This is a genomic window from Nocardia amikacinitolerans NBRC 108937 (assembly GCF_001612615.1).
GTDB classification, from domain to species: Bacteria; Actinomycetota; Actinomycetes; order Mycobacteriales; family Mycobacteriaceae; genus Nocardia; species Nocardia amikacinitolerans.
In genome coordinates, this window is sequence record NZ_BDAU01000019.1 from 83,515 (window position 1) to 95,721 (window position 12,207).

General features: G+C 68.1%; 13 protein-coding genes. 4 read left to right on the plus strand and 9 right to left on the minus strand.

Features of this window, described 5'->3' with window-relative positions:
- Positions 1 to 6: 6 nt before the first annotated feature.
- Positions 7 to 375, minus strand: coding sequence for an Rv2175c family DNA-binding protein (locus NAM01S_RS15680; protein WP_067786170.1), 369 nt, complete (start codon positions 373 to 375; stop codon positions 7 to 9).
- 179 nt (positions 376 to 554) lie between these two features.
- Between NAM01S_RS15680 and pknB the strand changes: the two genes are divergently transcribed.
- Positions 555 to 2,516 (plus strand): Stk1 family PASTA domain-containing Ser/Thr kinase, encoded by a 1,962-nt coding sequence (gene pknB, locus NAM01S_RS15685; RefSeq protein ID WP_067786172.1) that lies wholly within the window; start codon positions 555 to 557, stop codon positions 2,514 to 2,516.
- Between the two features lie 46 nt (positions 2,517 to 2,562).
- On the opposite strand, the gene NAM01S_RS15690 is transcribed toward pknB, so the two are convergent.
- Complete coding sequence (locus tag NAM01S_RS15690; protein WP_067785800.1) at positions 2,563 to 3,396, minus strand: SDR family oxidoreductase; 834 nt, start codon at positions 3,394 to 3,396, stop codon at positions 2,563 to 2,565.
- Between the two features lie 181 nt (positions 3,397 to 3,577).
- Between NAM01S_RS15690 and NAM01S_RS15695 the strand changes: the two genes are divergently transcribed.
- The gene (locus NAM01S_RS15695; protein WP_084482975.1) at positions 3,578 to 4,054 is read left to right on the plus strand and encodes a MarR family winged helix-turn-helix transcriptional regulator; all 477 of its coding nucleotides are present in this window, start codon (positions 3,578 to 3,580) and stop codon (positions 4,052 to 4,054) included.
- Between the two features lie 95 nt (positions 4,055 to 4,149).
- On the opposite strand, the gene NAM01S_RS15700 is transcribed toward NAM01S_RS15695, so the two are convergent.
- Together NAM01S_RS15700 and NAM01S_RS15705 are read right to left on the minus strand one after the other, a co-directional pair.
- Entirely contained in the window at positions 4,150 to 4,437 is a 288-nt protein-coding gene (locus tag NAM01S_RS15700) for a hypothetical protein (RefSeq protein ID WP_067785803.1), read from the minus strand.
- A gap of 72 nt (positions 4,438 to 4,509) precedes the next feature.
- Positions 4,510 to 4,998, minus strand: coding sequence for a polyadenylate-specific 3'-exoribonuclease AS (locus NAM01S_RS15705; RefSeq protein WP_067786176.1), 489 nt, complete (start codon positions 4,996 to 4,998; stop codon positions 4,510 to 4,512).
- A gap of 181 nt (positions 4,999 to 5,179) precedes the next feature.
- Between NAM01S_RS15705 and NAM01S_RS15710 the strand changes: the two genes are divergently transcribed.
- Positions 5,180 to 6,568 carry a class II 3-deoxy-7-phosphoheptulonate synthase gene (locus tag NAM01S_RS15710; RefSeq protein WP_067785806.1) on the plus strand — a complete coding sequence of 463 codons (1,389 nt, stop codon included), beginning with the start codon at positions 5,180 to 5,182 and terminating at the stop codon, positions 6,566 to 6,568.
- An 81-nt stretch (positions 6,569 to 6,649) separates the two neighbouring features.
- On the opposite strand, the gene NAM01S_RS34055 is transcribed toward NAM01S_RS15710, so the two are convergent.
- The 5 genes from NAM01S_RS34055 to ctaE all read right to left on the minus strand — a co-directional run bounded on the left by NAM01S_RS34055 (position 6,650) and on the right by ctaE (position 11,562).
- Positions 6,650 to 6,826: an antitoxin gene (locus NAM01S_RS34055; protein WP_084482976.1), complete on the minus strand. Its 177-nt coding sequence runs from the start codon at positions 6,824 to 6,826 to the stop codon at positions 6,650 to 6,652.
- A gap of 188 nt (positions 6,827 to 7,014) precedes the next feature.
- Positions 7,015 to 8,637 carry a cytochrome bc1 complex cytochrome b subunit gene (qcrB, locus tag NAM01S_RS15715; protein ID WP_067785809.1) on the minus strand — a complete coding sequence of 541 codons (1,623 nt, stop codon included), beginning with the start codon at positions 8,635 to 8,637 and terminating at the stop codon, positions 7,015 to 7,017.
- Positions 8,638 to 8,713: 76 nt separating this feature from the next.
- Positions 8,714 to 9,901 (minus strand): cytochrome bc1 complex Rieske iron-sulfur subunit, encoded by a 1,188-nt coding sequence (gene qcrA, locus NAM01S_RS15720; RefSeq protein ID WP_255284313.1) that lies wholly within the window; start codon positions 9,899 to 9,901, stop codon positions 8,714 to 8,716.
- 132 nt (positions 9,902 to 10,033) lie between these two features.
- The gene (gene qcrC, locus NAM01S_RS15725; RefSeq protein WP_084482977.1) at positions 10,034 to 10,897 is read right to left on the minus strand and encodes a cytochrome bc1 complex diheme cytochrome c subunit; all 864 of its coding nucleotides are present in this window, start codon (positions 10,895 to 10,897) and stop codon (positions 10,034 to 10,036) included.
- Positions 10,898 to 10,950: 53 nt separating this feature from the next.
- On the minus strand, positions 10,951 to 11,562 hold the full coding sequence (ctaE, locus tag NAM01S_RS15730; RefSeq protein ID WP_084482978.1) for an aa3-type cytochrome oxidase subunit III: 612 nt from the start codon (positions 11,560 to 11,562) through the stop codon (positions 10,951 to 10,953).
- Between the two features lie 204 nt (positions 11,563 to 11,766).
- On the opposite strand from ctaE, the gene NAM01S_RS15735 reads away from it, so the two are divergent.
- On the plus strand, positions 11,767 to 12,189 hold the full coding sequence (locus NAM01S_RS15735; protein ID WP_067785815.1) for a hypothetical protein: 423 nt from the start codon (positions 11,767 to 11,769) through the stop codon (positions 12,187 to 12,189).
- The last annotated feature ends 18 nt before the right edge of the window (positions 12,190 to 12,207 follow it).

Genomic DNA, 12,207 nt, shown 5'->3' on the forward strand with positions numbered 1-12,207 from the left:
CGAGGTTCAGAAGGGGTCGGCGGCTGCGCGGCGGAGCACCTCGCGGGCGAGCGGGCCGTGCAGTGCGTCGATGGGCTTGCCCGGGAGGCTCGCGTCGTCGGTGAAGATCCACTCGAGGATCTCCTCGTCGGTGTACTTGGCGTCCTTCATGACGGTGATCAGCCCGGGTAGGGGCTTGACGACCGCGCCGGTGTCGTCGAAGAAGACCTCCGGAACGCTCGCCACTCCATTGCGTCGCAAGGCGAGGAGCTGATGGTCACGCAGCATCTGGTGCACCCGCGTCACCACGATCCCGAGGCGGTCGGCCACCTCGGGCAGCGGCAGCACGGCCACGGACTCCGGAAGGACATCCTCGCTGCAGGGAAATGCACTCACCCGCACAACGGTAGACGGTATGGCGGCGCGCGTCGTGTGACACCCGGGCGACAGTCCGGTTCGGCCGCTCGGCACGGTTACGATCGTGGGGGCCGCACGGGGCGGTCTGTCGCTGTTCGCGTGACGAGCGAGGGGTGAGCACTTTTGTGAAAGTCGGAGGACATCACTTGATCGGCCAGATGCTGGAAGGGCGCTACCGGATTGACGCGCCGATCGCTCGGGGCGGGATGTCGATGGTCTTCCGCGGCGAGGACACTCGCCTGGATCGACCCGTCGCGATCAAGGTGATGGACCCCAAGTTCGCCGCTGACCCGCAGTTCCTCGCCCGGTTCGAGTTCGAGGCCCGCGCCGTCGCCAAGCTCAAGCATCCCTCGCTGGTGGCCGTGTACGACCAGGGCGTCGACGGCGACCACCCGTTCCTGATCATGGAACTGGTCGAGGGCGGCACCCTGCGCGAGCTGCTGCGCGAACGGGGACCGATGCCGCCGCACGCCGTGCGCGCCGTCGCCGAACCGGTGCTCGCCGCCATCGGCGTCGCGCACTCCGCGGGCTTGGTGCACCGCGACGTCAAGCCGGAGAACGTGCTCATCTCCGATTCCGGCGAGGTGAAGATCGCCGACTTCGGTCTGGTGCGCGCGGTGGCCGCCGCGACGACCACCTCGGCGAGCGTCATCCTCGGCACCGCCGCCTACCTCTCCCCCGAGCAGGTGACCAGCGGCACCGCCGACTCGCGCAGCGACGTGTACTCGTTCGGCATATTGATCTTCGAGATGCTCACCGGCCGCGTCCCGTTCACCGGCGACACCTCGCTGTCGGTGGCGTATCAGCGGATCGAGAACGACGTGCCGAGCCCGAGCCAGTTCATTTCGGGCGTCCCGCCGGAGTTCGACGAGCTGGTCGCCCGCGCGACCAACCGGGAGCCCGCGCACCGCTTCGCCGACGCCAACGAGATGGCCGCGCAGCTGCGCTCGATCGCCGCTGAACTGAGCCTGCCGCCGTACCGGGTGCCCGCGCCGCGCGAGTCGGCCGAGCACCTGAGCGCGAGCTTCCGCGCGACGCCCGATCACGGCGGCCGACCCGCGCCGTCGCGTCCCGCACCCGCGCCGGACCCGCACACACCGCAGCACACCAAGGTGGTCACCGCGGCGCGACCGCGGGTTCCCGACTACGGACCGTCCGGGGACTACGGGCCGCCTTCGGACTACGACCCGCAGACAACCGGCCTGCGTCAGCCGCCGTATCAGCCGTACGACGCGGATCGGCTCAAGTCGCGACGGACCACGCTGCTGTGGGTGGCGATCGTCGCGATCCTCACGCTGGTCGTCGGTATCGGCGGCTGGTGGTTCGGCGCGGGCCGCTACGAGCCGGTCCCGCCGATCGCGGGGCTGAGCAGCGAGCAGGCCACCGCGAAGCTCCAGGAGGCGGGCTTCGAGACCGAGATCAGGCAGAAAGCCTCGGACACCATCCCGGTGGGCGGCGTGGTCGGCAGCGATCCGTCGGCCGGATCCAAGATCACCAAGGGCTCCACGGTGTCGGTGCTGGTCTCCAGCGGCAAGCCACGGGTGCCCGACCTCGAGCCCGGCGACGACGTGCGCAAGGTGAACCAGCTCATCAAGGACGCCGGACTCCAGCCCGTCGATGCGGGCGAGGTCGGCAGTCAGGCACCCAAGGGCTCCCTGGCGAAGGTCGAGCCCGCGCCGGGCACGGTGCTGCCGATGGGCGGGCAGGTCAAGGTCTTCCGCAGCAACGGCGCGCAGCCGGTGAAGGTGCCGGACGTGCGCGGCAAGACCACCGAGGAAGCCGTCGCGGCGCTCAGCGCGGCGGGCATCCAGGTCCGCGAAACCCGCACCGAATACGACAAGGCCATCGCGGCCGACGAGGTCATCGGCACCGACCCGGCCGCGGGCAGCACGGTGAACTCGGGCGAGGGCGTCGCGCTGATCGTCTCCAACGCGGTCAAACTGCCCCTGCTGGTCGGCGACAGCGTCGGCGAGGCCCGCCAGAAGCTGGAGGCCCTCGGCCTGCGTGTCCAGGTCCAGCAGCTGACCCCGTCGGACAACTCCGTGGTCATCGGCCAGAGCCCCGGCGCGTCGGCCAAGGTCCAGCCGGGCAGCACGGTCACGCTGACCGCGCTGCCCTGAGGCATCCGCCGGGCCGCCGCTGGAGGGTGGCCCGGCGTGTTTCGGGTCAGGCGGGCGGGTCGACGAAGATGTCGTAGCCGAGCTCGCCGCTCGGGCCGTAGCCGGACAGATCCGTGATGCCGTGCGCGGCAAGGACTTCCACGTCCAGGTAGGTGTTGCCGGTGGTGGTCGCGGCCGGGCTCTCCAGGATCAGCACCGCGGCGTCGGCGACGATCTCCGGGGTGCGCGCGGTGGCGGCCGCCTCCTCGCCGCCGAGCAGGTTGCGCACCGCGGCGGTGGCGATGAGGGTCTCCGGCCACAGGCAGTTCGCGGCGATGCCCGACTCGCGGTGTTCGGCGGCCACGCCGAGCGTCAGCAGGGTCATGCCGTACTTGGCCAGCATGTAGGGCGGGTGGGCGCCGAGCCACTTCGGGTCCAGGTTCAGCGGCGGCGAGAGCGACAGCACGTGCGGGTTCGCCGACTTGCGCAGGTGCGGCAGCGCGGCTCGGGTGAGCAGGAACGTGCCGCGCAGCTGGATCTGCTGCATCAAGTCGAACTTCTTCGCCGGCAACGTCTCGGTGCCTTGCAGGTCGATGGCGCTGGCGTTGTTGACCACGATGTCGATGCCGCCGAAGCGGTCGATCGCCTGGTCGACGGCGGCCTGCACCGAGTCTTCGTCGCGCACGTCGCCGACCACGGCCAACGCCGATCCGCCCGCGGCCTCGATCTCCGCCGCCGCGGTGTGCACGGTGCCGTCCAACTTCGGATGCGGGACATCGGTTTTGGCCAGCAGCACGATATTCGCGCCGCGCCGAGCGGCCGCGAGGGCGATGGCCAGGCCGATGCCCCGGCTGCCGCCGGACATCACCAGGGTGCGGCCGGACAGTGTCTGTGCAGTCATGAGGTGCCTTTCGGTTTCGGCGGCGGCCGCCCTTCGCAGGGCCGGTCGGTGCGCCCGACGCCTGGTTGTTGAGCGCAGCATATAATTGGCTCAACAAATCGTTTGCACTACTACCCTTTTATAGGCGCAACGGTTTGTCAAGCGCCCGGCACGCTGGGCATGATGTGACGGGAGGTGAACGATGTCCGAAGATTCGGCGCTGGTTCCTGGGACCATCGCGGCGCACACGGTGTGCCTGCTACAGAAGATGGGACAAGTCGCCTTCCGGCTGGCCGAGGAACGTCTGCTCGGTCTCGGCCTGCGGGTGCGGCACTACAGCGTGCTCCAAGCGCTCGCCGACCGCGGCGGCATGGCGCAGGCCGAACTCGGCAGCTATCTGCGCATCGACGCGGCCACCATGGTGTCCACCCTCGACGACCTCGAGCGGCACGGCTACGCCGAACGGCAACGCGATCCCGGCGACCGCAGGCGCTACCTGGTCATCCTCACCGACAAGGGCGCCGAGACGCTCGCGGGCATCCAGACCGCCCTGCGCGAGGTGGACCAGGAGATGTTCGCCGACCTGCCCACGGAGCGGCGCGAACTGCTCCACGAGATCCTCGGCGAGTTGAACGATTCGGAGCAGTTGCGCGGGCGGTTCGACGCGACGCGGGGCTGAAAGTCGCCGTGCTTCAGGCGATTTGGTTCGAAAGCGTCGAAACAGCTTGCCGAACGAGGAGTTCCGCATGCCAGTACGACGCATCGAGACCCGTTTTACACGAGCATCGACTCGATCAGCCGACTCTGATTTTCATCGTTCCAGATCCCAGCGTTGCGCTGGAAGTCGGGTTGCAGGTCGATGGTGCCACGGCGGATCCGGGACAGCATGAAATTGATCGTGGGTGTACGTGTGGCGACGTCGATCCGTTCCGGATCGTATGGCTGGTCGATCGGACCCCCCAGGTCTTCCTGCTCTATGTCCACGACATAACCGTTGCCGTCGAGTGCTCGATGGACGGCAGGATGATCCGGCTCGACGTGGTAGGCGCGGATGTCGTCCATCGGTGGTTGAGGCTCCCCTGTCGTCGTGACTGCCACACGACTTTACTGAGGTGTGACCGGCAGCGCACGCGGCTACCGCCTGCGCGCCGCCTCGATGGCCTCGAACTTGGCGAAGTTGTGGCGGGCGTCGGCGAGGGCGTCGTGCGCGTCCGGCGGGACCGGCGGCAACGCGGGGCGGCCGTGTGCCTCCCAGTGCTGGCGCAGTTCGTTGGTGTAGCGGGGGAGGGCGGTGGGCAGGTCCACCATCGATCCCCAGAGCTGGCACAGCGCCACGTGGTCGTAGGCGCCGACCCAGGCCCACAGCTCGGGCTGGACGGAAGGACGCGGAATCAGGAACTTGTAGAGGTCGTCGCGGATCTGTTCGCGGCTGCGCCAGCGCGGTGAGGCGGGCGGCGGCAGCTGCGGCAGCACGTACTTGCGCACCCACGGCCCCGCGCGCTCGGCGTCGAATTCGGTGGACACCGCGTAGTATTCGCGGCCGTCCTCGCAGACGACACCGATGGACACCAGGTCGATGACGACCCCGTCCTCGATGAACTCGCAATCATAGAAGTACCTCAGCGAGATCGACCTCTCCTCGATCGGGCGGCGGTGGCATGTGCCGGTCGATGTCACCCTATGCGGCGATGTGGGCGGCGTCTGCGAGGGGCTACTCCGGGTGGGGATCGCTCACACCTCCGGTGAGCGATATCCACCCCCACCTACGCTGTCTGCACGACCGCGCGGTCCGTATTCTGAACTCGTGAACTGGACCGTCGACGTACCCATCGATCGCCTGCCGGAACTGCCACCGCTGCCCGCCGAGCTGCGCCGCAGACTCGACGAGGCGCTGGGTCGACCCGCGCTACAGCAGCCGTCGTGGGACCCCGAACAGGCGGCGATGATGCGCACGGTACTGGAGAGCGTGCCGCCGATCTGCGTGCCCGCCGAGGTGGAGGAACTGCGCGGTCAGCTCGCCGAGGTCGCGCGGGGCGAGGCGTTCCTGATGCAGGGCGGTGACTGCGCGGAGACGTTCGCCGACAACACCGAACCGCACATCCGCGGCAACATCCGCACGCTGTTGCAGATGGCCGTGGTGCTGACCTACGGCGCCAGCCTTCCGGTGGTGAAGGTGGCGCGCATCGCGGGCCAGTACGCGAAGCCGCGCTCCTCCGACACCGACGCGCTCGGCCTGAAGTCCTACCGCGGCGACATGGTCAACTCGCTGGTCGCCGACGAGAAGATGCGCGAGCACGACCCGTCCCGGCTGGTGCGCGCCTACGCCAACGCCAGCGCGGCGATGAACCTGGTCCGGGCGCTGACCAGCGCGGGCATGGCCGACCTGCACAAGGTGCACGACTGGAACCGCGACTTCGTCGCGCAGTCGCCCGCGGGCGCGCGGTACGAGGCGCTGGCCGAGGAGATCGACCGCGGCCTCGCGTTCATGACCGCCTGCCGGGTGACCGACCCCAGCTTGCAGTCGGCCCGCATCTACGCCAGCCACGAGGCGCTCGTGCTCGACTACGAGCGCGCCATGCTGCGTCTGAGCGAGCACCCGGTCTCGGGTGAGCCGGTGCTGTACGACCTGTCGGCGCACTTCCTGTGGATCGGCGAGCGCACCCGTCAGCTCGACGGCGCGCACATCGCGCTCGCGGAACTGCTCGCCAACCCGATCGGCCTCAAGATCGGCCCGAGCACCACACCGGACCAGGCCGTGGAGTACGTCGAGCGGCTGGACCCGAACAACGAGCCGGGCCGCCTCACCATCGTCTCCCGGATGGGCAACACCAAGGTCCGCGACGTGCTGCCGCCCATCATCGAGAAGGTGCAGGCGACCGGCCACCAGGTGATCTGGCAGTGCGACCCGATGCACGGCAACACCCACGAGGCCTCCACCGGCTTCAAGACCCGCCACTTCGACCGCATCGTCGACGAGGTGCAGGGCTTCTTCGAGGTGCACCGCGCGCTCGGTACCCACCCCGGCGGCATGCACATCGAGCTGACCGGTGAGGACGTCACCGAATGCCTCGGCGGCGCGCAGGACATCTCCGATCTGGACCTGTCCGGCCGCTACGAGACGGCGTGCGACCCGCGACTGAACACCCAGCAGTCGCTGGAGTTGGCGTTCCTGGTCGCCGAAATGCTGCGCTGAGGTCCCGACACCGCATAGGTACGTTCCAGTTCGACGCGAAGGCCCCGAGTCCGGGTGGACTCGGGGCCTTCGTGTTAAAAGCTACTGGGGCTTGGACTTGTCGATGTAGTCCTTGGCCTTCTGCTGACCCTGATCGACCTTGTCGGTGTACTTGCCGCCGGTGCGCTGGTCGAACATGTCGCCGGCCTTGTCGACGCCGCCCTTGACGTGATCCGGGTTCTTGCCTACCAACTCCTTGAGCTTGTCGATGATCGACATGCGTCCCTCCTGGGTGTTCGTCGGCGTGCGCGGATTCTCCGGAACGAATCCACGCCCATCCGACCAACACTACGCGTCCCGCACACCGGAATATTCGCGATTGCTATGACCAGCGGGTCGACGCCTCGGCGCGGAAAAGGCGAAGGCCCCGAGTCGTACTCGACTCGGGGCCTTCGCGCCGACCGGGGTCAGTGGCTGTGTTTGCCGCCGCCCTTGGCCTTCTCCTGTGCCTTCTGCAGCACCGCGAGCTGCCGGTGTTCCTCGGCGTGCTCGAGTTCGAAGTTCCGCTCCGACTCCTCGCGGGGGTCGGGGCGCAGGAAGCTACCGGTGCCCGGCTTGCCCGCCGAACCGAGCTTGTTCATCTTCTTGGGCACCGGGGCGCCCTGGTACTCCAGCGGGATCGGGTGGCCGTGGTCGTCGACCGGGCCGAGCGGCTGGTGCACCTCGATGTACTCACCGTGCGGCAGACGCTTGATCACACCGGTCTCGATGCCGTGCTCCAGCACCGCCCGGTCGCTGCGCTGCAGGCCGATGCAGAACCGGTAGGTGAGGAAGTACGCCAACGGCGGGGCCACGAGCAGACCGATACGACCGATCCAGGTGGTCGCGTTCAGCGAGATGTCGAACTTCAGCGCGATGATGTCGTTGACACAGGACAGCGTCAGCACCACGTAGAAGGCGATCGCCATGGCGCCGATCGCGGTACGGACCGGCACGTCGCGCGGACGCTGCAGCAGGTTGTGGTGCGCGTCGTCGCCGGTGAGGCGCTTCTCGATCCACGGGTAGGCGATCAGCAGCGTGAACACCAGACCCATGATCAGCGCGACCCAGAACACGGCAGGAACCGTGTAGTTGCCGATGTAGAGCTCCCACGGCGGCATCAGACGTGCCATGCCGTCGGTCCACATCATGTAGAAGTCCGGCTGCGAACCCGCCGAGACCTGGGCCGGGTTGTACGGGCCGAGGTTCCAGATCGGGTTGATCTGCAGGACGCCGCCCATGATGCCGACGATGCCGAGGGTGAAGGCGAAGAACGCGCCCTGGTCCGCGGCGAACACCGGGACGATGCGCGCGCCCACCACGTTGTTCTCGGTACGGCCGGGGCCGGGGAACTGGGTGTGCTTCTGGTACCACACCAGCGCGACGTGCGCCGCGATCAGCGCCAGGATGATGCCGGGGAAGAGCAGCACGTGGGCGATGTAGAGGCGCGGGATGATGATGTCGCCGGGGAAGTCGCCGCCGAACATCAGCCAGTGCATCCAGGTGCCGATGACCGGAATGGAGATGGTGATGCCGGAGAACGCGGCGCGCAGGCCGGTGCCGGACAGCAGGTCGTCGGGCAGCGAGTAGCCGAAGAAGCCCTCGAACATCGCCAGGATCAGCAGCAGCGAGCCGATCACCCAGTTCGCCTCGCGCGGCTTGCGGAAGGCGCCGGTGAAGAAGATGCGGAACAGGTGCACGATGATCGAGGCCGCGAACAGCAGCGCCGCCCAGTGGTGCACCTGGCGCACGAACAGACCGCCGCGCACCTCGAAGGAGATGTTGAGCGCGGTCTCGTACGCCCGCGACATGCCGACGCCGCGCAGCGGCTGGTAGGCGCCGTCGTAGGTGACGTGCGCCATCGACGGGTCGAAGTACAGGGTCAGATAGATGCCCGACAGCAGCAGGATGATGAAGCTGTAGAGGGCGATCTCACCGAGCAGGAACGACCAGTGGGTCGGGAAGACCTTGTTGATCGACCGCTTCACGAACGCGGCGGCGCGATACCGCTCGTCCATTTCATTGGCTTGTGCTGCCACAGAGGGACTCATGCCTCCACCTCGCTAGCGCTCGGTTCCGGCATGCGCCCAAAGACGCCCTGATTCATGATTCGCTCACTCCGTTCGCTCATGAACGACGCTCCCAGTAGGCCGGTCCGAGCGGTTCGATGAAGTCGCCGTTGGCGACGAGGAAGCCCTCGGAGTTGACGGTGATCGGCAGCTGCGGCAGTGCGCGAGCGGCGGGACCGAAGATCGGCTTACCCCATTCGGTCGCCGAGAACTGCGACTGGTGGCAGGGGCAGAGGATTCGGTTGGTCTGCTGCTCGAACAGCGAGGTCGGGCAGCCGAGGTGGGTGCAGATCTTCGAGTAGGCGAAGTAGTCGCCGAAGTTGAAGCTCTCCTGGCCCTTGCGCTTGATGGCGCTCTCGGCGTCCTCGGTGCGCAGACGGATCAGCATGACCGCGTTGCGGATGCCGCGCAGCGACTGCAGCATCTCGTGCGAGTCGCCGCGCCACTTCTCCTTCCACGGGAAGACCGTCTCCATGCTGCCCGCGTCCAGGTCCTCCGGACGGACGAGCACGATGTCCTCCGGACGGCCGGTGTCGCGGCGCAGGTAGATGGTCTCGCCGGGGAAGTCCGGCGTCCAGCCCGAGACCCACAGCGGCGACTTGTCGCCCTTGGCCCACGGGTTCTTGATCATGCCGCCGACGAAGACCAGCAGCGTGCCGATGCCGAGGATGCCGACGCCGGCGCCCGCGGTGCGGGTGATCATCTTGCGACGACCAAGCGTGGAGGTGTCGAGCGCGTCCGACAGCTCGGCAACCAGGGTGCGCCGCTCGACCTCTGGCGACGGACCGTCGTGACGGTCCTGGATGGAGATCTCGGCCGGGATGAACTTCTTGCGGATCAACACCACGGCGATGCCGATGACCAGCACCGAGATGCCGAAGGTCAGGCCGACCAGCGGCGTGAACAACGAGTAGGCGTTGTGGCCTTCCTCGTTCGTGCCCTTGAACTCCCATGGCCAGAACAGGAAGACACCGACCAGCGCGGCCGCCGCGAGACCGGAGATGGCGAACCAGAAGGTGACCTCGCGCTCGGCGCGCTTCTCGGCCCGGGTGCCCGGGATCGGGAAGCGCTCGCGCCGGTAGGCGACGTCGACGCCGTCGCGCTCGGTGCCGAGCTTGACCAGCTCGTCGCGCGACATCGCGTCCAGTTCGTCTTCGGTCGGGTCGGCGGGGGTGTTCACCGGCCTTTTCGACAGCTCGGTCCCCTCATCCGGGCGACTCACGTCGTCTCGCTCCTGTTCACTCATGGCTCTGTCCTTTCGCCCATGCCCGGACGCCCTCCGTGGCCACGCAAGCTACCGCCTCCGGGCGCTGACCGGTCATGGGCAGTCCTTTCGCCCATGCCCGGACGCTCTCCGTGGCCGTGCAAGGCTGACCGGTCATGAGCGGGATCCGATCCACATTGCCGCACCGACGGTGAGCACGATGCCGACCACCCAGATCGCCAAGCCCTCGGTCGCGGGGCCGAAGCCGCCGAGGCCGTAGCCACCCGGGGTCTTCTCTTCGGCGGCGTTCTTGATGTACGCGATGATGTCGCGCTTCTCTTCGGGCGTGAGCTGGCGGTCGGAGAACTTCGGCATGTTCTCCGGGCCGGTCAGCATGGCCGCGTAGATCTGCTGCTCGCTGGCGGGCTCCAGCGGCGGCGCGTACTTGCCGGAGGACAGCGCGCCGCCCTTGCCGGTGAAGTTGTGGCAGGACGCGCAGTTCATGCGGAACAGCTCGGAACCGCGGGCGATGTCGTCGCCGCGCAGCGATTCCTGGGCGATCTCGCCGTTGGCGTCGCGCACCACGGACGGGCCGCCGCCGTTCGCGGCGACGAAGGCGCCGAGGGCGTCGATCTGCTGGGCGTCGAACTTCGCGGGCTTGCGCGTGGCCTGCGCCTGGTTGGCGGCCAGCGGCATGCGCCCGGAGGACACCTGGAAGTAGACGGCGGCCTCGCCGACACCGATCAGGCTGGGACCGCGGTCCGGCACACCCTGCAGGTTCGCGCCGTGGCAGGTGATGCAGGACGTGTCGTAGAGCTGCTTGCCCTCGCGGATCAGCGCGGACTGGTCTTGGTGGGCCGTCGCCACCTGGGGCTCGGGCGTGAGAGCCGTCGCGAGGAAGCCGGCTCCGACCAGACCCACCAGGAGCGCGAGACCGCCCGCGATGCGCCTGCGAAGGCGACGCTGCTTGCGGGTCTTGCTGGCCTCGCCGTTCCCGGGGCTGGCGGGCTCAGGCGCTGACGGGGGAGATGAACTCATCTGTGTCCCTTTGGAGTAGACGGAACCGACTTGTGCAAAAGATTCGGGCTGGCTCAGCGGACGAAGTAGATCGTGGCGAACAGCCCGATCCACACGATGTCGACGAAGTGCCAGTAGTACGAGACGACGATCGCGGCGGTGGCCTGCGCGGGCGTGAACTTACTGATCTTGGTGCGGATCAGCAGGAACACGAAGGCGATCAGACCGCCGATGACGTGCAGACCGTGGAAGCCGGTGGTGATGTAGAACACCGAGCCGTAGGCGCTGCTCGAGATCGAGGTGCCCTCGTGGACCAGGTGGTAGTACTCGTAGGCCTGGCCGCCGACGAAGAACGCGCCCATCAGGAAGGTGATGACGTACCAGCGGCGCAGGCCGAACACGTCGCCCTTCTCCGCGGCGAACACACCCATCTGGCAGGTGAACGACGACGCGACCAGCACGGCCGTGACCGGCACGGCGAGCTTCAGGTTCAGCTCGGTCGGTTCCGGCGGCCAGTTGCCGTGGGCCTGGGCGCGCGCGACGAAGTACATGGCGAAGAGGCCGGCGAAGAACATCAGCTCGCTCGACAGCCAGATGATGGTACCGACGCTGACCATGTTGGGCCGGTTCAGCGAGTGCACACGCTGGGTAATGGCCGATCCTGGGGTCCCTACTGCGGTCGTCACGGGGGTAAGTATGACTCGTCGTAGTACGACAGCAGTAGGCGGGTACGAAACTTGGCCGTCCGTGTCGGAAAACGCACGGACGGACCGGGACTGGCATGTCCGTGTCCGTTCCGAGGGAAGCCGCCGCACCGAACGCGCCGACCTGCGCGGACGCGGTCATGATGACAGGCGAGAGTAAGTAGAAGCTGAGACGAGGAGGCGGATGTGGCACCGCGTATCTGGCGGCGGTTGTTCGGGCGCGGCGGCCCTGCCCCACTGGACCCGGCCCGCACGGACCTGGTCGTTGTCGCGGCGAGTTTCGACGACGCCGAGGCCTGCTCGGCCGCGCTGGCCAGGGCCGAAGGGCTGACCGAGGACGCGCCCGCGGTGCTGCGCCATCACCTGCGGGTTCCGGCGGAGCAGGTCGCGCGGGTCTGTGAGATCGCCGCGCAGGACGGGTACGCGCCCGCCCCGCGCGCCGACGCCGCGGGCGAGCTGGAGACGCTGATACTCCAGCGGGTGCAGCTGATCGATGCGCTGCACTGCGCGCAGGAGCGGTCCAGGATGGCGGGGCTGGCCCAGCGGCACGACGGATTCGCCGACGGCTGGGACGTCCTGCAGCCGGGGCCCGCGGGCACCGCGCGCTGAAAACCTCTTCCGCCGGGC